The organism is Streptomyces sp. NPDC026538 (assembly GCF_055567535.1).
This window is the reverse complement of record NZ_JBVHQG010000013.1, coordinates 142,620-165,962: the sequence shown is the minus strand read 5'-3', so window position 1 is coordinate 165,962 and position 23,343 is coordinate 142,620. Positions and strand designations below refer to the sequence as shown.

The 23,343-nt window shown below is 70.3% G+C and carries 19 protein-coding genes and 1 pseudogene; 10 read left to right on the top strand and 10 right to left on the bottom strand.

Annotated elements, in window-relative coordinates; translation table 11 throughout:
- The first annotated feature begins 22 nt into the window (after positions 1-22).
- Positions 23-1,630 (top strand): aa3-type cytochrome oxidase subunit I, encoded by a 1,608-nt coding sequence (ctaD, locus tag ACZ4N4_RS39045; RefSeq protein ID WP_467597926.1) that lies wholly within the window; start codon positions 23-25, stop codon positions 1,628-1,630.
- Positions 1,627-1,962, top strand: coding sequence for a hypothetical protein (locus ACZ4N4_RS39040; RefSeq protein ID WP_467597923.1), 336 nt, complete (start codon positions 1,627-1,629; stop codon positions 1,960-1,962). The genes ctaD and ACZ4N4_RS39040 overlap by 4 nt, the downstream gene beginning before the upstream one ends.
- Positions 1,963-2,064: 102 nt before the next feature.
- Here ACZ4N4_RS39040 and ACZ4N4_RS39035 read toward each other — a convergent pair.
- Together ACZ4N4_RS39035 and ACZ4N4_RS39030 are read right to left on the bottom strand one after the other, a co-directional pair.
- A pseudogene (locus tag ACZ4N4_RS39035) lies at positions 2,065-4,043 on the bottom strand (ricin-type beta-trefoil lectin domain protein).
- A gap of 993 nt (positions 4,044-5,036) precedes the next feature.
- Positions 5,037-5,702, bottom strand: coding sequence for a TetR/AcrR family transcriptional regulator (locus ACZ4N4_RS39030; RefSeq protein ID WP_467597920.1), 666 nt, complete (start codon positions 5,700-5,702; stop codon positions 5,037-5,039).
- Between the two features lie 172 nt (positions 5,703-5,874).
- Here ACZ4N4_RS39030 and ACZ4N4_RS39025 point away from each other — a divergent pair, with 172 nt between their 5' ends.
- Entirely contained in the window at positions 5,875-7,122 is a 1,248-nt protein-coding gene (locus ACZ4N4_RS39025) for a YncE family protein (protein ID WP_467597917.1), read from the top strand.
- Between the two features lie 62 nt (positions 7,123-7,184).
- Here ACZ4N4_RS39025 and ACZ4N4_RS39020 read toward each other — a convergent pair whose 3' ends face one another.
- Both ACZ4N4_RS39020 and ACZ4N4_RS39015 read right to left on the bottom strand, forming a co-directional pair.
- Entirely contained in the window at positions 7,185-9,041 is a 1,857-nt protein-coding gene (locus tag ACZ4N4_RS39020) for a cellulase family glycosylhydrolase (RefSeq protein ID WP_467597915.1), read from the bottom strand.
- Between the two features lie 83 nt (positions 9,042-9,124).
- The gene (locus ACZ4N4_RS39015) at positions 9,125-11,242 is read right to left on the bottom strand and encodes a GTP-binding protein (protein ID WP_467597912.1); all 2,118 of its coding nucleotides are present in this window, start codon (positions 11,240-11,242) and stop codon (positions 9,125-9,127) included.
- 241 nt (positions 11,243-11,483) lie between these two features.
- Between ACZ4N4_RS39015 and ACZ4N4_RS39010 the strand changes: the two genes are divergently transcribed.
- Both ACZ4N4_RS39010 and ACZ4N4_RS39005 read left to right on the top strand, forming a co-directional pair.
- Positions 11,484-11,777, top strand: coding sequence for a VWA domain-containing protein (locus ACZ4N4_RS39010; RefSeq protein WP_467597909.1), 294 nt, complete (start codon positions 11,484-11,486; stop codon positions 11,775-11,777).
- On the top strand, positions 11,770-12,876 hold the full coding sequence (locus ACZ4N4_RS39005; RefSeq protein WP_453566926.1) for an XdhC family protein: 1,107 nt from the start codon (positions 11,770-11,772) through the stop codon (positions 12,874-12,876). The genes ACZ4N4_RS39010 and ACZ4N4_RS39005 overlap by 8 nt, the downstream gene beginning before the upstream one ends.
- A gap of 151 nt (positions 12,877-13,027) precedes the next feature.
- On the opposite strand, the gene ACZ4N4_RS39000 is transcribed toward ACZ4N4_RS39005, so the two are convergent.
- On the bottom strand, positions 13,028-13,555 hold the full coding sequence (locus ACZ4N4_RS39000; RefSeq protein ID WP_453566928.1) for a metallophosphoesterase family protein: 528 nt from the start codon (positions 13,553-13,555) through the stop codon (positions 13,028-13,030).
- 89 nt (positions 13,556-13,644) lie between these two features.
- Here ACZ4N4_RS39000 and ACZ4N4_RS38995 point away from each other — a divergent pair, with 89 nt between their 5' ends.
- The 5 genes from ACZ4N4_RS38995 (at position 13,645) to rfbC (ending at position 18,854) form a co-directional block, all read left to right on the top strand.
- The gene (locus ACZ4N4_RS38995; RefSeq protein ID WP_453566930.1) at positions 13,645-14,082 is read left to right on the top strand and encodes a MarR family winged helix-turn-helix transcriptional regulator; all 438 of its coding nucleotides are present in this window, start codon (positions 13,645-13,647) and stop codon (positions 14,080-14,082) included.
- Positions 14,079-15,464 carry an MFS transporter gene (locus tag ACZ4N4_RS38990; RefSeq protein WP_467597906.1) on the top strand — a complete coding sequence of 462 codons (1,386 nt, stop codon included), beginning with the start codon at positions 14,079-14,081 and terminating at the stop codon, positions 15,462-15,464. Before ACZ4N4_RS38995 ends, ACZ4N4_RS38990 begins: the two co-directional genes overlap by 4 nt.
- Positions 15,465-15,499: 35 nt before the next feature.
- Positions 15,500-16,084 (top strand): hydrolase, encoded by a 585-nt coding sequence (locus ACZ4N4_RS38985; protein ID WP_453566934.1) that lies wholly within the window; start codon positions 15,500-15,502, stop codon positions 16,082-16,084.
- 149 nt (positions 16,085-16,233) lie between these two features.
- Entirely contained in the window at positions 16,234-18,255 is a 2,022-nt protein-coding gene (locus ACZ4N4_RS38980; protein ID WP_453566936.1) for a glycosyltransferase family 2 protein, read from the top strand.
- A gap of 5 nt (positions 18,256-18,260) precedes the next feature.
- A complete protein-coding gene (rfbC, locus tag ACZ4N4_RS38975; protein WP_453566938.1) occupies positions 18,261-18,854 on the top strand; it encodes a dTDP-4-dehydrorhamnose 3,5-epimerase in 594 nt (197 codons plus the stop codon).
- A 53-nt stretch (positions 18,855-18,907) separates the two neighbouring features.
- Here rfbC and ACZ4N4_RS38970 read toward each other — a convergent pair whose 3' ends face one another.
- From ACZ4N4_RS38970 to ACZ4N4_RS38950, 5 genes are all read right to left on the bottom strand, one after another.
- On the bottom strand, positions 18,908-19,702 hold the full coding sequence (locus ACZ4N4_RS38970) for a class I SAM-dependent methyltransferase (protein WP_467597902.1): 795 nt from the start codon (positions 19,700-19,702) through the stop codon (positions 18,908-18,910).
- A gap of 214 nt (positions 19,703-19,916) precedes the next feature.
- Positions 19,917-20,798 carry a dTDP-4-dehydrorhamnose reductase gene (gene rfbD / locus ACZ4N4_RS38965; protein ID WP_467597899.1) on the bottom strand — a complete coding sequence of 294 codons (882 nt, stop codon included), beginning with the start codon at positions 20,796-20,798 and terminating at the stop codon, positions 19,917-19,919.
- Positions 20,798-21,796 (bottom strand): dTDP-glucose 4,6-dehydratase, encoded by a 999-nt coding sequence (gene rfbB, locus ACZ4N4_RS38960; RefSeq protein ID WP_467597896.1) that lies wholly within the window; start codon positions 21,794-21,796, stop codon positions 20,798-20,800. Before rfbB ends, rfbD begins: the two co-directional genes overlap by 1 nt.
- Complete coding sequence (locus ACZ4N4_RS38955; RefSeq protein WP_467597893.1) at positions 21,793-22,860, bottom strand: glucose-1-phosphate thymidylyltransferase; 1,068 nt, start codon at positions 22,858-22,860, stop codon at positions 21,793-21,795. The genes rfbB and ACZ4N4_RS38955 overlap by 4 nt, the downstream gene beginning before the upstream one ends.
- 162 nt (positions 22,861-23,022) lie before the next feature.
- A complete protein-coding gene (locus tag ACZ4N4_RS38950; RefSeq protein WP_360478815.1) occupies positions 23,023-23,298 on the bottom strand; it encodes a hypothetical protein in 276 nt (91 codons plus the stop codon).
- Positions 23,299-23,343: the final 45 nt, after the last annotated feature.

Here is a 23,343-nt window from a genome sequence, read left to right as displayed (position 1 = left end):
CTCGCCCGGACACAGGCGGGGCATGAGGAACCTCAAGTGGCTCACGACCACGGATCACAAGACGATCGGCACGCTGTACCTGGTCACAGCGTTCTCGTTCTTCTGCCTCGGTGGCGTGATGGCCCTGTTCATGCGCGCCGAACTGGCTCGGCCGGGCCTGCAGATCATGTCGAACGAGCAGTTCAACCAGGCGTTCACGATGCACGGCACGATCATGCTGCTGATGTTCGCGACCCCGTTGTTCGCGGGCTTCGCGAACTGGATCATGCCGCTCCAGATCGGCGCACCCGATGTCGCCTTCCCGCGCCTGAACATGCTGGCCTACTGGCTCTACCTGCTCGGCTCGACCATCGCGGTGGGCGGTTTCCTGACCCCGCAGGGCGCGGCCGACTTCGGCTGGTTCGCCTACGCCCCGCTCTCGGACGCGGTGCGGACCCCGGGCGTGGGCGCCGACATGTGGATCATGGGTCTGGCCTTCTCCGGCTTCGGCACCATCCTCGGCGCGGTCAACTTCATCACCACGATCATCTGCATGCGTGCCCCCGGCATGACCATGTTCCGGATGCCGATCTTCGTGTGGAACGTCCTGCTGACCGCCGTCCTGGTCCTGCTCGCCTTCCCGGTCCTGGCGGCGGCCCTGTTCGCGCTGGAGGCGGACCGCAAGTTCGGCGCCCACGTCTTCGACGCGGCCAACGGCGGAGCCCTGCTCTGGCAACACCTCTTCTGGTTCTTCGGCCATCCGGAGGTGTACATCATCGCCCTGCCGTTCTTCGGCATCATCAGCGAGGTCATTCCCGTCTTCGCCCGCAAGCCGATGTTCGGCTACATGGGCCTGGTGGCCGCGACCATCGCGATCGCCGGCCTGTCGGTGACCGTGTGGGCACACCACATGTACGTCACCGGCGGTGTGCTCCTCCCCTTCTTCTCCTTCATGACCTTCCTCATCGCGGTCCCGACGGGCGTGAAGTTCTTCAACTGGATCGGCACGATGTGGCAGGGCTCGCTGTCGTTCGAGACGCCCATGCTCTGGACCATGGGCTTCCTGGTGACGTTCGTCTTCGGCGGCCTGACCGGCGTGATGCTCGCGTCGCCCCCGATCGACTTCAGCGTCTCCGACTCGTACTTCGTGGTGGCCCACTTCCACTACGTGGTCTTCGGTACGGTCGTCTTCGCGATGTTCGCCGGCTTCCACTTCTGGTGGCCCAAGTTCACCGGCAAGATGCTCGACGAACGGCTCGGCAAGATCACCTTCTGGACGCTGTTCGTCGGCTTCCACGGCACGTTCCTGGTCCAGCACTGGCTGGGCGCGGGTGGCATGCAGCGCCGGATCCCCGACTACCTGGCGGTGGAGGGTCTCACCACGCTCAACACGGTCTCGACGATCTTCTCCTTCCTGCTGGGATCGTCACTGCTCCCGTTCTTCTACAACGTGTGGAAGACCGCGAGGTACGGCGAGAAGGTCGAGGTGGACGACCCATGGGGGTACGGGCGTTCCCTGGAGTGGGCGACGTCGTGCCCGCCGCCGCGCCACAACTTCGTGTCACTCCCCCAGATACGGAGCGAGTCTCCGGCGTTCGACTTGCACCATCCCGGAGAGCCGCTGAAGGAACGGGAGTTGAGCGCGCGATGACGGCGCGGGAGGAGGAACGGGCGCTGGTCGCCCAGATCGAGGGACATCTGCTGCTGGCGGCGGCACGCGAGGAGTGCCGTGCCGCGGCGACTCGGGCGGCGGACCGTCTGGGCTGGCTGACGGACAGCCAACGGGAGGATGTGGAGGGCCAGTTCAGGATTGAGTACCTGGCGCTGAGCCGCGCATCGTGGCACCGCACGGCCGAACGCGGCGAGGAGTTGAGGCGTGAGTACGAGCAGAGGTACCGGAACTTGCGCCAACGACTCGTGGCCGGCTTCCTGCTCGCCTGCGCCCTGTGGGCGGCGGCCACCCTGATCTCACTGTCGGCCTGAGGGTGGACGCGCCCCAAAGGGGCGCGGGCTGGGTCTGACATGCGGCTGCCGCCGCGTGTGCGCGACCAGCCACAACCCACCCGCGCCCGGACAACTACCGCGTCAACTCCGGCTCCACTGCTGGTTGGTGCCCCCGTTGCAGGCCCAGAGCACCAGCGAAGCCCCGTTACCGGTCGCCGCGCCGTACACGTCCAGGCACAACCCGGCGTTGACGTTCGTGATCGTTCCGTCCGAGTTGACGTTCCACTTCTGGTTGTTCTGCCCGTTGCAGTCCCAGATCACGACCTTGGTGCCGTTGGTGGTGCCCAGGTTGTAGGCGTCCAGGCACTTGTTGCCGTACACCACCAGCTCCTTGCGGGAGGTGTACGTCCAGGCCTGGTTCTGGCCGCCGCCGCAGTCCCAGATCTCCGCCTGGGTGCCGTTGGTGATGGTGTTGTCGTAGACGTCCGCGCACCTGCCGGACTGCTTGCCGACGAGCAGCGTCCCGCTGGTGCCCGGCACCGGACTCACCGCGACGGTACCGAGCGTCGGCAGCGAACTCCCGGTGATGGCGATCGAGTTGCCGGACCCCTTGCGGAGGTCGACCTGCACCGACACGGTTCCCTGCGCGGACCCGGTCGGCGGGAAGGAGACCGTCGTCGAGGTCTGGCCGTTGACCTGGAGCGTGCCGGTGACGGCGGCGGAGCCCGTGTTGGTGTAGGCCACGTCGACCACGTTCAGGCCGGTGCTCGCGGCGCTGACGCCGGTGTACCTGCCGGTGGCGGTGGCGCTGTAGGCGGTGCTCGCCGCCTCCGTGCCGCCGCTCACCTTGAGCATCACCGAACCGCCCGCCGGGACGGATGCGGTGTAACTCGTGGCGTAGGAGCCGAGGTTCTGCTGTGCCCACAGGTCGCGCACGGTCGCCGCGGCGCCGGTCAGGCCGAGGTCGGACCAGCGTACGGTGATGTTCTGGGCGGCGGAGGTGCGGTTGAGCAGCACGACCGCGCGGTTGCCGGTTCCGGAGAGCACCCTGCCGTAGACCTGGAGGCCGGTGGTGTCCTCGGCGACCTTGACGCCCTGCAGACCGCGCGGGTCCTGGTCGACGGCGATCACGTCGGAGTTCTTGAGGATGGCGGCCGTCTCACTGGTCATCGTGGTGAGGTCGTTGCCGGCCAGCAGCGGGGCGCCGGAGATCGCCCAGAGGGCCATGTGGGTGCGGTTCTGGGCCGCCGTGAGGCCGGTCATGCCGACCGTCAGCATGTCGGGGTCGTTGTAGTAGCCGGTGTGCTGGGCGGCCGGGTGCAGGGTCTGGTCGAAGTTGGACAGCACGCTCGCCGGCGACGCCGTGCCGCCGTAGTAGTAGATGTCGGTGCTGGCCGCCACATGGTGCCGACGCCCGGCGCCCAGTTCCACGGGTTCTGGTAGCCCCAGTCGCAGATGGACAGGGTCAGCGGCCGGCCGGTGGCGGCGGTGGCCTGGGTGACCGCCGAGCTCAGCGACTTGTAGGCGGTGGCCGCGTCCAGGCCCTCGGCGTCGCCGCCGCACCAGTCGACCTTCACGAAGTCGAAGCCCCACTCGGAGAACTGGAGCATGTCCTGGTCGTAGTGGCCCTCGCTGCCGGTGTTCGCGGCGGCGGGACGGCCGGTCGGGTAGTAGTAGCCGCAGCCGTTCGCACCCGCGTCGGTGTAGATGCCGGCCTTCAGCCCCTTGCTGTGGATGTAGTCGGCGATGGCGCTCATCCCGCCGGGCCACTCACCGGTGTCGACGGTGATGTTGCCGGCGCTGTCCCGGGTGCCCTGCCACCAGCCCTCGTCGATGTCGATGTACTTGTATCCGGCGGCCGGCAGCCCGGCCGCGACGAACGCGTCGACCTGCTGCTTGATGAGGTCGTAGTCGATCTTCGCGGCGAAGCTGTTCCATGAGGCCCAGCCCATCGGGGCGGTGGGCACGGAGATCTGCCGGGCCGTGGCCGCCTGGGCCGGTCCGGGGGCGGCGAAGAGGAGCGCGGCGGCGGCCGTCAGGGCCAGGGCGAGTGCGCGTACGGCGGGGGCCCACAGGTGTCGTACGAGACCGCTGACGGGCGGTCTGGGCGGGGGGTACATGCGGCTCCTCCACGGGATGCGACGCGAATTCGTTCGTAATCCCGAACAGAGATCGAGGTTCCGAACGTTCTGCGCGCCGAACGTAGAGCCGCCGGAGGGTGAAGTCAACGGATGTGACGGGCGTGAAGTCGCCACTCCCCTACGGGCGTTCACCCCATGCCGGCCCGCACGCCGCCATACTGCCGGTCGTGCGGGTAACGATCACGATCGCGGGTTCGCGGGGCGATGTGGGCCCCTCCACCAGTCTCGGGCTTGGGCTGAGCCGGGCCGGGCCGGGCACGAGGTCACCCTGGCCACCCACGGCTGCTTCGCGGGGCTCGTCGAAGGTTCCGGGGTGGCTTTCCCCCCGGTGGATCCCCCGGACCGAGCTGGAGTCCTCGCGGGGGCGCGGGCCGCGTCGCGGCGTCAGCGGGCCCGGCAAGCCGCTGAGGATGGTGGAGATGGCCCGGCGGCCGGTCGGGCGGATGGCGGACGACCTGGTCGCGGCGGCGCGGTCGAGCGATGTGCTGCCGCTGTCCGGCTCACTGGCCCCGATCGGGCACACTCTCGCCGAGGGTCTGCGACTGCCCAGCATGGGTGTACATCTCCAACCCCTCACCCCGACAAGGGAGTTCGCGCCACCGCTCCTCGGCGGCGGCGCCTGGGGCGCCACCGGGAACCGGATCGTCGGGCACGGGGTGAACCTGGCGGTGGAGCAGGTCTTCGCGTCCACCGTCCCCGCTCTCCGGCTGCCGTGCCCTTGCGGGGGCTCAGCATCGACGCACTGGCGCCGGCGCCGCGTCAAGCGACCCGCGATTTCGAATTCAGCGGGCAGGCACGGGAGTCGGGCGAGCGAATCCGAGTGGAGGACGGCGTCGCTCCGGTCATCGAGGCCATGGACGAGCCGGCCGGCTGAGTACCGGGCGGTCATGCGCCCCTTCAGGGTGCGGGGCTGTGCCAGTTTGCGGCTCCACGCATGGGCGCGACCGGTCACCCACACCCGCGGACGAGCAGCTACCGGGAGCCCCCCGACACCCACCCCTCCGGCCGCAACATCCCCACCAGCAACCGCACCAGCTCCTCCACGACCTCATCCAGACTGGCGTCCACCCACCCCGCGCTCCAGTCGTGCAGCAACCCGTTCACGCTGCCGATGAAGGCCGTCGCCGCCAACCGATAGCCCCGGGGCGCCGCGTCCCCCCGCGCGACGGCCGCGCTCGCCTCCCCGCATATCAGCTCCACCCACCGCGCCCGCCGCGCCAGCCGCTGCTCCTCCAGCCGCGGACTGACGCCGATGATCTCGACGAAGGCGATGCGGATGCGGCGTGGATCGGAGGTGACGTCACGGGCATACGCGCGGAACAGCACCGTCACCCGCTCCACCAGCGGCAGCAGCTGCGCCTCCGCGAACGCGTCCCGCACCGCCTCCTCGGCCCATGCGTTGACCTCCAGATGCAGCGCGGCGAGCACGTCCTCCAGGGTGTGGAACTCCTCGTAGAACTGACGGGTCGACAGCCCCGCCGCCTGGCTGAGCGCGGCGACGGTCGTGGCACCAAATCCCGGCGTGTCACCGAAGAGCTGAAGGGCCGCGTCCAGGAAGCGCCGACGCCGTTCGGCCTTGCGTTCCTCGGCGGACCGGCCGCCGTAGCGTCCCGTCGGTGCCTTGAGCCTGCCCGCCACGGTTGCCCCCTCCGTCATTCGCCCGGTGACCAATTTTGTCGTGTACGCCTCTTGTGGAGTAAGGCGCCCCCTCCTTACTTTTCAGTAAGTTCACTTTGAACGCAGCCGTGTTCAGATTCCAAGACCCCTGGCCTGCGCGCGCCCCCACACCCCCTCAGAGGAGAGAGCAGTCATGCCTGCTTTCAGACCCAGGCACCTTTGCTCCGTAGCCGCCGCCCTCGTCCTGACCGTCGCCGCACCCGCGACAGCCGCCACCGCCGCGGCCGACGCCTCCCTGCGCGAAGTGCTGTTCGTCGGCAACAACTGGGACGGCACCGCGACCGTACTGAACTCGTCCGGAGACTTCGCCAAGGTCGGCCAGATCAACGTCATTCCCGACAAGGACCAGCGAATCGCCGAGATCAACGCCGACCCGATCAAGTGGATCTACTACACGTCCATCCGCAACGAGGTCGGTCAGGGACACGACCAGTACGCCGACGACATGTACTCCACGCCGGACGGCAGGTCCGTGGTCGTCTCCCGTCCGAGCTTCGCCGACGTCGTCTCCATCGACCTGGCCACCGACACGGTCAACTGGCGTTTCCCGGTGGCAGGTTACCGCGCCGACCACATGGCCGTCTCCCCCGACGGCACCAAGGTCGCGGTCTCGGCGTCCACGGCGAACAAGGTGCAGGTGCTGGACATCAACACCGGTAAGGAACTCGGCGAGTTCGACACCGGTGACAAGCCGCACGAGAACGTCTTCACGAACGGCGGCAAGTACATCTGGAACATGTCGATCGGCGAGGTCACGACCTCGCTCGACGACCCGATATGGGACTGGACGAAGGGCGACCGGCACATCACCGTCGTCGACGCCACCACCTACAAGACGGTCCGGACGATCGACATGCGCCAGCGGCTGGACGCGATCGGTCTGACGAACTTCTCCGACGCGGTGCGGCCCGCCGCGTTCACCCCGGACTGGTCGAAACTGTACTTCCAGGTGTCGTTCTTCAACGGCTTCCTGGAGTACGACGTCGCCACCGACAAGATCACCCGGGTGAAGACACTGCCGGCGAACCCGGCGACCAGCACCGACCGCACCACCTGGCTGCTGGACTCGCGCCATCACGGCATCTCGATGAGCCCCGACGGGACCAAGTTGTGCGTCGCCGGGACGATGGACAACTACGCGACCGTCGTCGACCGGGCCACCCTGCAGGAGGGTCCGCTCGTGACCGCGTCGACCCCGTACTGGGCCACGGTGAGCGGTGACGGCAAGGACTGCGTCATCTCCGAGAGCGGCGCGGACCAGGTGACGGCCATCGACTTCGCCAGCGGCGAGAAGGTGACCTCGGTCGCGGTCGGCGACCACCCGCAGCGCGTCCGGCTCGGCCATGTGCAGGCCGGCTGGACGGGCCCGTCCTCGAATTGACGGGCTGTCAGGCACTTTCGGCCTCCGGGGTCGCACGGCGTCCCGGAGGCCGAAGCGCGTTGTCAGAACTTCGCCGCCACCCAGGCGGCCAGCTCGGACTTGGCCGCGTTCAGCAGGGTGGAGCCGGGCGAGGTCGCCCCGTTGGTCACCAGCGCGAAGTGCAGTACGCCCGAGTCCGAGTCGCTGAGCAGCAGTCGGCGGCTGCCCGTGCCACCCGGTTCGACCGCCACACCGACCGGGGTCGAGGACGTGTACGACGAGGGTGCGTAGACGGTTCCCAGGTCCGAGACGACCGTGGTGGACGCGGTCGGGAAGGAGGCCGGGAGGTGGAGTTCGGTGGGGGCGGTGGCACTGCCGGAGCGCCAGACCTGGACGGCGTACTGGCCGGAGCCCACCAGCACGGCCACGTTCGGCAGTGAGCTGGGTACCGGGTTCCAGGTCAGGGTCGTGGAGCCGTCCCGGGAACGGTCCTCGTAGGTGAAGGCGAGGGTGGAGCCGGAGGTGGCGCCCGGGTAGATCCGGTCGAGGAGCCTGGCGTCCTGGCGGAGGGTCACCGTGCCGGAGTCGTTCATGGCGACGGCCGAGAGATCCTCGTCGTTCCAGGCGTCACCGGAGGTGAGGACCTTGCCGGGGTTGTCGTTCATCAGCTCGTGGTGGCGGCCGTTGTAGATGTCCCACTGCCACTGGGTACCGGAGAGCACCGGACCGGAGGACGCCGGGGTGGTCCACCAGGTGGACCCGGGGAAGCGGGAGTCGAGGGCCTGGTACATGGCCTTGTCGACGGTAGGCGCCTTGCCCGCGGTGGTCCCGGAGAGCGGATGCCCGAACTCGCTGACGACCGCCGCGGTCCCGGCGGCCGAGGCACGGTCGCGGACGGTGCTGAAGTCGGTGCTGTACTGGCCGTCGGAGGCGTTGCCCCACATCAGGACGCCGGAGATGGCCTTCTGGTCGTAGAAGTGGGTGTTGAAGACGTAGCGCGAGCCGAGCGTGCCCGCGTCCAGCAGGCCGCCCTCCTGCTTCTGGGTGCTGATGTTGGCGTTCCAGAAGAGGTTCGGCTCGACCAGGGCGGGCTTGGCACTCCAGCCGGCCGCGTCCATCCGGGCCCGGAACTTCTGGTAGAAGGGCCACAGCAGGTTCTGCTCCCAGGTGCGGGAGGTCTGGCCGGAGTCGTAGGAGCCGGCGTACGGCTCGTTGTAGGGGTCGAAGCCGACGACGCCCGCGAACTCGTCGGACGTCAGATGCTGGGCCAGGTAGGCCATGGTGGTCTGGGCGGTGGCCAGGAAGGCGTCCTGAAGGCCGTAGTTGTTGTGCCAGAAGTCGTACTGGCCCTTCTGGACGGCCGTGTTCTGGGTGATGTTCTGGCCCCAGAACAGGCAGATTCCGCAGGACTCGGCCGGGTAGTTCCCCAGCGCCACCGCCCATTCGGGGGTGCCGTCGCCCGTGTACCAGCTGCCCGGGTTGAACAGGTAGCGGGAGTACAGGTCCTGGTGGAAGTCGGGGAAGACGCGGATGCCGGCGTCCAGGAACGCCTGCATCTGCGTGGTGGCGGCGGCCAGGTAGGCGGGGTCCACCTGGCCCTTGGCGGGTTCTGCCTGCGCCCAGGAGAGCAGGAAGCGCACGGCGTTGCCGCCGCCGAGGGCGCGCAGCGCGGTGGCGGACTTCTTCGCGTCGGCGACGGAGGCGAACGGCAGGCCGCTGTTCTCCTCCAGCTTGGTCTCGCCGGAGACGTTGTAGCCGCGCAGCACCACCTCACGGCCCTGGCCGTCGACGAAACGGCCGTTCTGCACGGTGAGCGAGGTGCCGTCGAACCAGAGGGAGTCGGACGGGGTGGCGGCGGTGGCGGACGGAGCGCCCGCCACCGCGAGGAATCCGCAGAGGACAACCAGGACAACGATCAAACGCGCCCGGATAGTAGTCATGTCCACTACAGTCCGGTGATTTCCGGACACCGTCAATACTTCTGACTCATGGGTAAGTTGAATACCTGCCTGGCACTTGGGGCTCAGCCACCCGCTCGACCCGTCACGTTCAACAGGTACTCCTTCCGGCTGAGCGGGTTGTGATCGGTCCGTGGGCGTTCGGGGACCGTTCCGTGCGAGACGGGGGCGTAGTGGTCGAACGCGCTCTCCAGTTCACCCTCGCCCCGGGTCAGCCCCGGCAGCAGTTGCTCCAGCCGGTGCACCCGCCCGGCGGGCACCGCGCCCTCCAGCAGGCAGAGCGGCCCCTGCGTCCTGGTCTGCTGGGGCGACGCGCCGAGCCGGGTGAGCACCGGGAGCAGCGCGCCCAGCGTGTCAGCCGGGGCCTCCAGCCGGAACCGGTGCATCGGCTCGTGCACCCGGGTGCCGGCCCGGCGCAGCGCCTCGGTCAGCACGAGCGGGGTCAGCCCCCGGAAGTCGTAGCCCGTGCTCGACATGCTCTTGTCGAAACCCTGGTGGGCATGGCTCTGCCGGGGCGAGTAGCCGGAGTGGGTCATGGTCACCGTGCAGTCGGGGATCCGCCAGCCGTGCAGCCCCTGACCGAGGGTCTCGCGCACGGTGTCCTCGACGGCCTTGAAGAAGGCGTACGGCATCGAGCCCAGCTCCACCTCCAGCCGGAAGCCGATGCCCGTGCCGGGCGGGGCCGGTTCCACCCGCAGGCCGACCGTCGCCAGGAAGGGGTTGCCGTCCTTCTTGTTGAACTCGACCGCGGCCCCGGTGCCCGTGAGCCGTTCGACGCAGATGGTGGTGGTCTCCCGGAAGGTGACGTCGAGGCCGTACTCGTCGGCGAGGGTCGCCTGGACCACCTCCTTCTGCACCTCGCCGTAGAGGGAGACGGAGGTCTCCTGCCGTACCTCGTCGTGCCGGACGTCGATCAGCGGGTCCTGCTCGGCGAGCTGGGTCAGCGCGATGTGCAGGGCGCGGCGGTCGGCGGCCGGTCCGGGGACGACGACGGTCTCCAGGGTCGGAGGCGCGAAGTGGTGCTCGTACCCCCGTCCGGGCACGCCGAGCGCATCGCCGACGCGGATGCCGCCGAGCCCCCACAGCTTGACGATCCGCCCGGCACCGGCACTGTCCTGCCGCAGCTCCGCGCCCCGCTCCGCGACACTCAGCGCGGTGATCCGGCCCTCCGGCCGACCGGCCCGCGCCTCACCGGCAGCCCGGTTCCCCTCGCAGTTTCCGGCCGACCCGTTCACCTCGCGGACGCCGGCCGGTCGGTTCCCCTCGCGGGCGCCGGCCGACCGGCCCTCCCGCGATTCCGGGTCCTCCGCCGCCCCCCGGCCGCCGCTCCCGAAGGGAATGCGGTCGCGGACCCGTAGGACGCCGGTGAAGATGCGCGCGTAGGCGATCTTCTCGCCCGCCGGGCCGCGTTCGACCTTGAAGACCGTGGCCGACAGCGGTCCGGCCGGGTCGCCATCGGCGGCGGGGAGCAGCCGTTCGACGCCCGCGATCAGGTCGGGTACCCCGGCGCCCGTGACGGCGGAGCCGAAGTACACCGGGTGGACCTGGGTCCGCCGGGTCTGCTCGGCGAGCGCGGCGCGCAGCCGGCCGTCGGGGACCCCGCCGTCCAGGTAGGCGGCGAGCAGCGCGTCGTCCTGGTCGGCGAGCACATCCACCGCCCCCGGGGCGAGGCCGGGCTCGAAGCGGGCGGCGCGGGTGCCGAGCGCGACCGGTCGGCCCATCGGGACCAGCGGTACGGCGAGCCTGCGGGCGAGCTGGGCCAGCACGGCCTCGTGCCGGGCGCCGCGCCGGTCGATCTTGTTGACGAAGACCAGGGTGGGGATGCGCAGTCGCCGCAGCGTCCGCATCAGCACGCGGGTCTGGGCCTGGACGCCCTCCACGGCCGAGACGACCAGGACCGCGCCGTCCAGCACCCCGAGGACCCGTTCCACCTCGGCGATGAAGTCCGGGTGACCCGGGGTGTCGATGAGGTTGACGGTCACCCCGTCGAGGGGGAACGACACGACCGCGGACTTGATGGTGATACCGCGCTGCCGCTCCAGGGCGAGGGTGTCGGTCCGGGTGCTGCCGGCGTCGACACTGCCGACCTCGTCGATGACCCCGGCCGCGTGCAGCAGCCGTTCGGTCAGACTGGTCTTACCAGCGTCGACATGCGCGAGAATTCCGAGATTGAGCAGATGCACTGAGCGTGATGTCCTTCGGCATGGGTGGGATTCCTTCCTGGGCGGACATGCACGCAGCGCGCATCGGTGGTCCTCTCGGTGGGCCGTCGGGTCATCAGGTCAGGGAGAAGTGCAGCAGGGCACCTGACCCGACGGCAATGGATTAACGTTCAACGACAGGCCCTGCGCGGCGGACGCCGCCCCACTGGTCCACTCCGGCAGCGGCACCGACCGGGTTCCCGAACCGGTGGGGCGGCGCGGGATGGCGTGCGGCGCGATCGTCGTGCCGCTCCCGGGCGGCTGGGAGCGCGGCGATCCCGAGCCGCTCGGACAGCGGATGCGCCGGCCGGACGCCCTGGCCCACCATGTGGTGTGGGCGGACCCCCGCGAAGCGCGGCCCGGTCACGCAGCGCCGACGGTCTGGACGGCGGCGGCGCTGCCCGGCGTCGACGCCTTCGTCCCAGGTCACCGCCTGGCGGCGCCGGAGCGGCCGGCGGCCGTGGTGCGCGGGACGCCGGCGGACGCGGCTTCGGGGAAGGGAGCGGAACGTGCGTGAGATTCTGCCGACGCTGGCCGGCTGGCACGCGGCCGGGATCCCGTTCGGGCTGGCCACGGTGGTCGCGGTCAGCCGCAGCGCGCCGCGCGGGCCCGGCGCGGCCATGGCCGTGGGGCCGGGCGACGAGGTGGTGGGCAGCGTCTCCGGGGGCTGTGTGGAGGGCGCCGTGTTCGAACTGGCGCAGGAGGTGGTGGCGAGTGGCGAGCCGCGCCTGCAGACCTTCGGCTACAGCGACGAGGACGCCTTCGCGGTGGGGCTGACCTGCGGTGGCGAGATCACCCTGCTGGTGCGTCCGGTGACCGCCGCGTCGGACCCGGCGTTCGGCGCGGTGGCCGCGGCGGTTGCCGCGGGCGAGCCGGTGACCGTGGCCACGGTGGTGGACGGGCCCGCACCGCGCGGTGCCACGCTCGTCGTGTGGCCCGGCCGGGTGGCGGGCACGCTCGGCGCGACCGGTCTCGACGTCGCCGTCACCGCGGACGCGCGCGGTGAACTCGCGCTCGGCGCCTCGGCCTTGCGGCACTACGGCCCGCACGGGGAGCGCCGCGAGGACGCGGTGACGGTGTTCGTGGAGTCGTTCGCGCCGCCGCCGCGGCTGCTGGTCTTCGGGGCGATCGACTACGCGGCGGCGGTGGCCCGCATCGGTGAGTTCCTCGGCTACCGGGTCACCGTCTGCGACGCCCGACCGGCCTTCGCCACGCCCAAGCGCTTTCCGGCCGCCGTCGAGGTGGTCGTGGACTGGCCGCACCGCTATCTGCGCGGCACTGCGACCGACGACCGCACGGTGATCTGTGTCCTCACCCACGATCCGAAGTTCGACGTGCCGCTGCTGGAGGAGGCGCTGCGCCGGCCTGCCGCCTACATCGGGGCGATGGGCAGCCGCAGGACCCACGCGGAGCGGCGCGCCCGCCTGTCCGAGGCCGGGCTCACCGAGGCCGAACTGTCCCGGCTGCGCTCACCGCTCGGCCTCGACCTCGGCGCCCGTACCCCCGAGGAGGTCGCCGTGTCCGTCGCCGCCGAGATCGTCGCCCTGCGCTGGGGCGGCAGCGGAGCGCCCCTGGCGACGACCACCGGGGCCATCCACACGGCCGCCGTGCACTGACCGCCGGGAGGAGTGAGTGCGGTGGAGCGGGATCGACGGGGTGGGGATCGCCCCCTGACGGGTCCCGGGTCGTTCTCCGGCACCGGCGTGGTCCACGGCGTTCCGGCCGCTCAGCCCACGGGAGGGGCATCGGGTGTGCCGGAGTCGGAGATCATCCGCGCGTCCCGTCGGGGTGCCGTCGGCGCGGCGGCAGCCGGTGGAGGGTCACCTCCGTCAACGCGCCGTCGGCGACGGTCGCGGTGAGGTAGGTGCAGTGCGGCTGGCGGCGGCGGTCGGTGGGCGAGCCGGGGTTGAGGAGGCGCAGGCCGGCCGGGGCCGTGGTGTCCCAGGGGATGTGGCTGTGCCCGAAGACCAGGACGTCCAGGTCCGGGAAGCGGGCGGCGCAGCGGGCCTCGCGGCCCTGGGCCGGGCCGGTCTCGTGGATCACCCCGAAGCGCAGGCCGCCCAGGTCGGCGTAGGCGACCTCGGGGAGCCGGGCGCGCAGGCCGGGGCCGTCGTTGTTGCCGTAGACCGCGATCAGCCGGCGGCTGCGGCCCTCCAGCAGGTCGAGGGTGGCCTCGTCGACCCAGTCGCCGGCGTGGAGGACGACGTCAGCCAGCGGAAGTTCGGCGAGGAGTTGGTCCGGGAGCCGCTTGGCGCGCACCGGGAGGTGCGTGTCGGAGGTGAGGAGCAGGCGCACCCGGCCAGCCTACGACCGCACGAAATCTTCAGCCCGAACTTAACAGTTCCGGCTGGACAGTTTTCCCTGACGGTCCTAGGGTGGCCCGCATGGTTCAGATCTCGGACTCCGCGACCCGCACGGCGCGCAATCTGCGCGTGGCGTTCAGCAGGCTGCGTCGCCGTATCCGGGAGGTCGCGCAGGACGCGGACCTCACCCCGTCCCAGGAGTCGGCGCTCACCCTGGTCTCCAAGCACGGTGCCGCCACGGCCAGTGCGCTGGCCTCCGCCGAGGGGGTGCGGCCGCAGTCGATGGCGACCACGCTGGCCGCTCTCGACCAGCAGGGGCTGATCCGCCGCAGCCCCGACCCCACCGACGGCCGCCGCCAGCTGGTCACCCTCACCGAGGCCGGGCAGGCCCGGGTCGAGGGCAACCGGCAGGTGCGCGACGAGTGGCTGGCCCGCGCCTTCCAGGAGCGCTACACCGAGGAGGAACGCCAGACCCTGCTCACCGCGTTCGAACTGCTGGAACGGCTCTCCCGGCCGTGATACCGAAGCTCACCGGACGCACCCCCCAGGACACCCGCCCGGCCCCCGCAGGTTTCGACCGGCGGCTGATCGCGCCGATGATCCTGGGTTCCGTACTGAACCCGATCAACTCCTCGATGATCGCCGTGGCCCTGGTGCCCATCGGCATCGCCTTCGGGGCGCCGCCCGCCGAGACGGTGTGGCTGGTCTCCGCGCTCTACCTGGCGACGGCCGTGGGCCAGCCGGTGATCGGCCGGCTGGTGGACGTGTACGGGCCGCGCCGGCTCTACCTCGTCGCCACCGCCCTGGTGGGGGTGGCCGGCCTGATGGGCGCGCTGGCGCCCTCGCTGGGCGTGCTGATCGCCTCCCGGGTGCTGCTCGGCTTCGGCACCTCGGCGGCGTTCCCGGCGGCGATGCGGCTGACCCGGAGCGAGGCCGAACGCACCGGGCGGGACAGCCCGGCCGGGGTGCTCACCGCGCTCGCCGTGTCCGCGCAGACCGTGGCCGTGATCGGCCCGACGCTGGGCGGGCTGCTGATCGGCGCCGGCGGCTGGCACTTGGTGTTCACCGTGAACGTGCCGCTCTCGGCGGCCTGTCTGGTCCTGGGCCTGCTGTGGCTGCCGAAGGCCGAACCCGCCGAACGACGCCGGCGCATGGATCTCCCCGGCATGGCCCTCTTCGCGGTCCTGCTGGTCTCCCTGATGCTCTTCCTGATGGACCCGCGGCTCGACCACTGGTACCTGCCGGCCCTGACCCTGCTCGCGGCCGTCGCCTTCGGGGCCCGGGAACTGCGCGTCCCCGACCCGTTCGTCGACCTGCGCGTCCTCGGCGGCAACGGCCCGCTCATCGCCACCTACGTACGGCAGTTCCTCGGCAACGTCACCTCCTACTCCGTCCTTTACGGCTACACGCAGTGGCTGGAGCAGGGCCGCGGGCTCAGCGCCTCCACCGCGGGGCTGGTGCTCCTGCCGCTGTCGGTCGCCGCGCTGGTCGTCTCCACGCTCACCGGCCGCCGCGAGGCGATCCGCACCAAGCTGCTGGCCGGTTCCGTGCTGCAGATCGCGGGCTGCGCGGCGCTGCTGGTGTTCGACGCCCACAGCCCGCTCTGGTTGCTGCTCGGCACCGGAGCGCTGCTGGGCGTACCGCAGGGCCTGCTCGGCCTCGCCGCGCAGAACGCGCTGTACCGGCAGGCCGACAAGGAACGGATCGGCTCCGCCGCCGGGCTGCTGCGCACCTTCACGTACCTCGGCGCGCTGGGTGCCTCCGCCGCCACCGCGGCGTTCTTCCCGCACCGCGCCGACACGGGCGGGCTGCACGGCCTGGCCCTGTTCATGCTCGCCGGCTCCGCACTGCTGCTGGCGATCACCCTGCCGGACCGCTCCCTGGCCCGGCTCACCCCCTAACCCCGTCAAGCCCCCCGAAAGGCCTGATCCACCTCATGTCCTTGAGCACCCTCGACCCGCGTACCGCCCTTGTCGTCATCGACCTCCAGCAGGGCATCGTGGGCATGCCCACCCAGCCGTACTCCGGAACCGAGGTCGTGGCCCGCAGCGTCGAGCTCGCCGACGCCTTCCGCGCCCAGAACCTGCCCGTGGTCCTGGTCCGGGTGTCCTTCGCCGCCGACGGCGCCGACGCCGTCCCGGGCCGCACCGAGCGGCAGCCGCGCGGTCTCGCCTTCCCGGAGGGCTGGGACATCGTCGTCGACGAGCTCTCCGGCCACGACGGCGACATCCACATCACCAAGCACAACTGGAGCGCCTTCCACGGCACCGGCCTGGACGTCCAGCTGCGCCGCCGGGGCATCACCCAGATCGTCCTGACCGGCATCGCCACCAGCATCGGCGTGGAGTCCACCGCCCGCGACGCCTACGCGCACGGCTACCACGTGACGCTCGCCACGGACGCCATGGCCGACGCCGACCCCGAGGCGCACCGCGGCAGCGTGGAGCGGGTCTTCCCGCGGCTCGGCGAATCCGGCAGCACGGCCGAGGTCCTGGAGCTGCTCGCCAAGACCCACGGCTGATCAGGGGTTTTGACGCACGGCTGACCCTTCACGACCCGGTCTTGACCAAGGGGTGAGAAACACCTGGGGGCAAGACCGGGTTAGCATTCGGCCACATGTACGTGCCGTCCAGAGGAACGGACGGCTTATCCAGGGGGCTAGGAAGCCGGATGCCGGTCAAGGTCAGTGTTGTCGTCCCTGTCTACAATCCGGGGCCCTATATCGAGGACTGCATCGCGTCGGTGCTGCGGCAGTCGCTGCCGCGCGACGAGTACGAAGTGATCTTCGTGAACGACGGCTCCAGCGACGGGACCCCGGCCCGGCTCGACGCCCTGGCGGCCGAGCACCCGCACATCCACGTCATCCACCAGGAGCCCTCCGGCTGGTCCGGCAAGCCGCGCAACGTCGGCATCGAGGCCTCCAAGGGCGAGTTCGTGATGTTCGTCGACAACGACGACTTCCTCGGCGACGAGGCCCTGGAGCGGATGTACAACTACGGCGTCGAGAACGAGGCCGACCTGATCATCGGCAAGATGGCGGGCAAGGGCCGCCCGGTGCCCGTGGAGCTGTTCCGCCACAACCACCCGCGGGCCACCGTCGAGAACGCCCCGCTGATGGACAGCCTCACCCCGCACAAGATGCTGCGCCGGTCCTTCCTGGACCGCATCGGGCTGCGCTTCCCCGAGGGCCGCCGGCGCCTCGAGGACCATGTCTTCGTGGCCGAGGCATACCTGCGCGCGTCGAACATCTCCGTGCTCGGCGACTACGTCTGCTACTACCACCTCAAGCGCGACGACGCCTCCAACGCCGGCTTCCAGCGCTTCGACCCGGTCGGCTACTTCGCCAACCTCCGTGAGGCCCTCGACGTCGTCGAGCGCTACACCGAGCCCGGCCCCAAGCGGGACAAGATGTTCCGCCGCTGGCTGCGCAGCGAGATGGGCGAGCGGCTGCGCGGCAACCGCTTCCTCAAGCTGCCGGACGACTACCGCAGGGAGCTCTTCGACGAGATCCACAAGGTGATCGCCGAGCGCATGGGCCCCTCCGTGTTCGCCCTGCTGGAGCCGGCCCACCGGGTGGTCACCGAGCTGGCCGGCGCCGGCCGCTACGAGGACGTGCTCGCGCTCGCCGAGTGGGAGGCGTCCATCGGCCCCTCGACGGCCCTGGAGAGCATCACCTGGGACGGCGGCGCGCTGAAGATCGACTTCACGGCCGAGTACGCCGCGAACGGCGCGCCCAAGACCTACCCGGCCGACACCGCCGTCGTCCCGCTCGACGGGCCGCCGGAGACCGTCGCCGACGCCATCGCCTGGCTGGAGCGCGGCACCGCCGCCCGCTTCGGGAAGGCCAACGCCGACCTGATGATGCGGGAGCGCGAGACCCACGCGCAGTTCTTCCAGCCGGTCGAGATCACCCGCGAGACGCTGCCCGTCGAGGGCGAGCCCGGCCGCGTCCGGCTCGTGGTCAGGGCCACCGCCACCGTGGACCCGGCCACCGCCGCCAGCGGCACCCCGCTGCCGGCCGGCCTGTGGGACGCGTTCGTCCGCCTGACCATCGGCGGCTGGACCCGGGAGTACCGGCTGTTCCCGGTGTCCAGGGAGCCGTTCCCGGCGATGCCGTCGCCCGGTGTGGTCGGCGGCCGCCGGGTGCTGCCGTACTGGACGGTCAAGGACAACTTCGCGCTCGACGTCGACATGGCCGGCAAGCGGCTGGGCTTCGGCGCCTTCCAGCCCGAGGACTTCACCGTGGCGGGCGACCGACTGCGCGCGGTGCTGCCGTTCCATGTCGCCGGTGACGTCAAGGCTTCGGTCCGGCTGACCGGCCCGAAGCCCGCCGTGGAGGTGCTCGAGGTGCCGGCCACGCTGTCCCCGGCCGGGGACGGCGGAGCGGTGCTGGACGCCCCGCTGCCGGTGCGGTCGCTCCAGGAGGGCCGCTGGCGGCTCGCGCTGTGCCTGGTCGCGGACGCGCCCGAGCCCCGCTTCTTCACGCTGCCGCTCGCCGTACGCAACTCCCCCGAGGGCCTGAAGGTGGTCAAGCCGGCCCCGAAGAAGCCCGCGGCGGCAGCGCCCAAGCCCGCCGCCAAGCCGAGGCCGAGCGCGGCCCGCCGCCTCGCCCGCAAGCTTCCGCTGCCGGTGCGCCGCGTACTGGTCAGGGCCCTGGGCAAGGGCAAGCCCGCACGACAGGAAGGCAAGTAAGAACCGTGCGACCGCTGGACATCGAAGGCGCCTGGGTCCAGGAACCCAAGGTCTTCCCCGACGACCGGGGCAGCTTCCACGAGTGGTTCAGGGCCGGGGAGTTCCGTGAGGCCCTCGGTTACGACCTCGACCTCGCCCAGGCCAACTGCTCGGTCTCGCGGCGGGGCGTGCTGCGCGGCATCCACTTCGCCGACGTGCCGCCGAGCCAGTCCAAGTACGTCAAGTGCGTGCGCGGGGCCGTGCTGGACGTCGTCGTGGACATCCGGGTCGGCTCCCCCACGTTCGGCCGCTGGGAGGCGGTGCGGCTGGACGAGGAGAACCGGCACGCCGTGTTCCTCTCGGAGGGCCTCGGGCACGCGTTCATGGCGCTGACCGACGACGCCACGGTGGTGTACCTGTGCTCGGCCGGGTACGCCCCGGGTCGTGAGCACGGCATCAACCCGCTCGACCCCGCGCTGGGCATCGAGTGGCCCGAGGGGCTGGAGCCGGTGCTGTCGGAGAAGGACGCCGAGGCACCCACCCTGGCCGAGGCGGAAGCGTCGGGGCTGCTGCCGGCCTACGCGGACTGCCTGGCCTACTACGAGCAGTTGCGGGCCTGAACACACCCCGAGGGGGGCCGAGCCATGGCTCGGCCCCCCTCGGGTGAGTGGTGTCAGGACTTGGCGTAACGCTGCTTCAGCGCGCTGCGCTTGTTGCTGCCTTCGGCATTCCTGCCTTTTTCGATGATCACCAGGTTGTGGTAGAAGTGCACGCCGACCACATTGAGGTCCGTGTACGTCGGCTGATAGTTCTCGACGACGAATTCCTCGTAATTCAGCCCGTCCACCAGCCGCTTGAGCATCCCCATACTGGTGTGCGCGGCGTCGAGATCCTCGCTGCCCTGCCATTCGGGCCAGTACGACGACTGGGTGTCCTCGACGATGTAGATGCCACCGTCCTTGAGCCGGGGGAAGAGCGTGGCGAAGGTCGTGAGGACATGCGGACTACGGTGACTGCCGTCGTCGATGATGACGTCCAGGTCACCGATCTTGTCGGCGACGGCGTTCAGGGACGACGGATCGGACTGGTCTCCGATGAACGTGGTGATGCGGTCCTCGTCGACAAATGACTTGTCCTGGATGTCCATTCCGAAAATCCGCGCCTTCGGGAAGAACTGCTTCCACATGCGCAGCGAGGCACCGCCCTGACCTGGCCTGTTGTAGCCGCCGATGCCGATTTCCAGCAGGTTGAACGAGTCGTTCTTCAGGTGCCCGAGATGGCGCTGGTAGTGCTGGGTGTAGCGGTGTATTCCCCACTTGTCCGTCTTGAAGTGCTGGGCGAGTTTGTTGAGATCGCCGGAGATCGCGTCCAGCCCCGTCGGTTTGGCCGGTTTGGCCGGCTGGGCGGACAGGCGCCGCTTCAGTCGTCGCAGGACCCGCACATTCTTCTCACCCAGTACGGACTTCACGGTCGCTCGCATCGACATCGCGGGGTAAATCCTTTCCCTACCCGACCCACAAGACATTCAAAGCATCATCGTAGTGAACCGGGGCCAACCACAAGGGGCTAACACGAGGGCCCGTGAAAAAGGCACGGCGGCTGCGTTATTTCCATACACCACAGGGCGGCCGACATGCTCGGTGAGCCGTCGGCCGCCCTGCGGCAGGTGGGTGCGTAGTGCCTTATGCGGACATCTCCTTGCGGATGTGCGGCAGCCCCTCCGCCAGGGCCTGACGCCAGTCCCGCGGCGGCTCGAGACCGACCTCGGCCCACCGGTCGTGGCCGAGCACGCTGTACGCGGGGCGGGGTGCCGGCCGGACGAACGCCTCACTCGTGGTGGGGCGCACCCGCTCCGGGTCGGCGCCGAGCAGACGGAACACCTCCCGGGCCAGCTCGCACCAGGTGGCCGCGCCGGAGCTGGTGCCGTGGAAGACGCCGTGCGCGCGGTCGTCCCGCCCGAGGCGGGGGCCGAGGTCGGCGATCCGGGCGGCCAGGTCGGCGCTCCAGGTGGGCTGTCCGCGCTGGTCGTCGACGACGTCGAGGGTGTCCCGGCGGGACTCCAGCTCGATCATCGTGCGCACGAAGTTCTTTCCGTGCGTGCCGTACAGCCAGGCCGTGCGGACCACCGCGCTCGCGCCCGGGAGCTCGGCCAGGACGGCCCGCTCGCCGGCGAGCTTGGTGCGGCCGTAGGCGGTGCGCGGGTCGGTGGGGTGGTCCTCCGGGTACGGGGTGGCGCGGGCCTCGCCGTCGAAGACGTAGTCCGTGGAGACATGGACGAGACGGGCGCCGTGCCGGGCGGCGGCGCGGGCCAGCAGGCGCGGGCCCTCGCCGTTGATCAGCAGGGCCCGCTCCTCGTCGGTCTCGGCGTCGTCGACGGCCGTGTACGCGGCGCAGTTCACCACCAGGTCGGGCCGGTGTCCGGCGAGTGCGGACGCCACCGAGTCGGCGCTGGTGACGTCGAGGTCGGCGTGGCCGAGGGCCACCACCTGCGCACCCCGGCGGGTGAGTTCCTCGACCATGTCGTGGCCGAGCATTCCGCCCGCGCCGGCGACGAGCCACTTCATCAGTGCTTCTCCTGCTCCTTGCGGGATTCGAGAGCGGCGCGTTCCTTCAGCGGCTCCCACCAGCCCCGGTTGTCGCGGTACCAGGCGACGGTGGCGGCGAGGCCGGAGGTGAAGTCGTGCTTGGGGGTGTAGCCCAGCTCGTCGCGGATCTTGCTCCAGTCGACGGAGTAGCGCTGGTCGTGGCCCTTGCGGTCGGCGACACGGTCGACGCGGTCCCAGTCGGCTCCGCAGGCTTCCAGGAGCAGGCCGGTGAGTTCCTTGTTGCTGAGCTCGGTGCCGCCGCCGATGTTGTAGACCTCGCCGGCCCGGCCGCCGGCGCGGACCAGCTCGACGCCCTGGCAGTGGTCCTCGACGTGCAGCCAGTCGCGGACGTTGCTGCCGTCGCCGTAGAGGGGCACGTTCTTGCCGTCGAGGAGGTTGCTCACGAAGAGCGGGATGACCTTCTCGGGGAACTGGTGCGGCCCGTAGTTGTTGGAGCAGCGGGTGACGCGGACGTCCAGGCCGTGGGTGCGGTGGAAGGCCAGCGCGAGCAGGTCCGAGGAGGCCTTGGACGCGGAGTACGGCGAGTTCGGCTGGAGCGGGTGGGTCTCGGGCCAGGAGCCGGTCTCGATGGAGCCGTAGACCTCGTCGGTGGAGACGTGCACGAACGGGCCGACGCCGTGCCGCAGGGCCGCGTCGAGGAGGGTCTGGGTGCCGACCACGTTGGTGCGGACGAACGCGCCGGCGCCGTCGATGGAACGGTCCACGTGCGACTCGGCGGCGAAGTGCACCACCTGGTCGGCCTCGGCCATCAGCCTGTCGACCAGCTCGGCGTCGCATATGTCGCCCTCGACGAAGGTCAGGCGGGGATGCGACTCGGGCAGGTTGGTGAGGGTGCCCGCGTAGGTGAGCTTGTCCAGCACGGTGATGTGCGGCGCGTCGGGGGCGCTGTCGGCGAGCAGGCCGCGGACGTACGTGGAGCCGATGAAGCCGGCGGCGCCGGTGACGAGGAGGTTCATGAACGGATCTGCACCTTGCTGTGGTCTCCGAGGACGAGGCGGTGGGCACTGGGGGTGCCGGCTGCGGGGGTCACCTCGACATGCCGGCCGATCAGCGAGGACTCGATCCTGCCCACCCCGTCGATGGAGGAGTCCCGCAGCACTATGGAGAACTCCAGCTCACTCTCGGTGATCCGGCAGTTCTCGGCGATCGACGTGAAGGGACCCACGTAGGAGTCCCCGACGACGGTCCCGGCGCCGATCACGGCAGGGCCGACGATCCGCGAGTTGGTGACGCGGGCGCCGGCCTCGACGACCACCCGGCCGACGATCTGGCTGGCCTCGTCGACCTCGCCGTCGATGCGCGGCTCCTGAGCCTCCAGGACGGTCCGGTTGACCTCCAGCATGTCGACGACGTTGCCGGTGTCCTTCCAGTAGCCCTTGATCACCGTGGAGCGCACGTCGGCACGCTGGTCGATGAGGTGCTGGATGGCGTGCGTGATCTCCAGCTCGCCGCGCCAGGACGGCTTGATGGCACGCACGGCGTCATGGATGGCCGGCGTGAACAGGTAGACGCCGACCAGGGCGAGGTCGCTCTTGGGCTCCTGCGGCTTCTCCTCCAGGCCGACCACCTGGCCGTCGGCGTCGAGTTCGGCGACACCGAAGGCCCGCGGGTTGGGCACATGGGTGAGCAGGATCTGCGCGTCGGGACGGGTCTCGCGGAACTCGTCGACCAGTCCGGTGATGCCGCCGACGATGAAGTTGTCGCCGAGGTACATGACGAAGTCGTCGTCGCCGAGGAAGTCCCGCGCGATCAGCACCGCGTGGGCCAGACCCAGCGGGCGCTCCTGGGGGATGTAGGTGACGTCCAGCCCGAACTTCGACCCGTCGCCGACCGCTTCCTCGATCTCGGCGGCGGTGTCGCCGACGATCATCCCGACCTGGGTGACGCCGGCGTCGGCAAGGGATTCGAGCCCGTAGAACAGCACTGGTTTGTTCGCCACCGGCACGAGCTGTTTCGCCGATGTGTGGGTGATCGGCCGAAGCCGTGTGCCGGCACCGCCGGAGAGCACCAAAGCCTTCATTCACTACACCTTATAGGTGAACATCCGGTTGAGACGTTCTTCTGTTTTCCTGATGGGTTACGACAGTATGGCCCTGGCGCGGATGTCATGTGACCACGAGGTGCCTCGAAGCGGCCACTCGTCTGTTTTTTGCGATAATTTGGGCGCACGTTTTGAAGCGGCTCAGGAGTCCTCCGGCCAGCCCGCCGCCCGCTCCACCTCCGCCTCCACCTCGGACCGCGGCCGGCCCTCGTCGCGGGCGTATTCGCTCACCGCGGTCAGTTCGTCGCGGGCCAGGTCGCGCCAGGCGCGCAGGGCGGTCTCGTAGGTCTCGGACTGGGCGCCGCCCGGCTGCTGCAGGGCCGGTGGTCCGTAGGCGTCCCGCAGTTCCAGGACCTTGTCGTGGGCCGCGTCGGCCGCGCGGTGCTTCGCCACGAGTTCGTCGAAGGTATGTGCCACATCAAGGACATTAAGGACGGTCGCCGCACCCCGCCTCCCGAGACG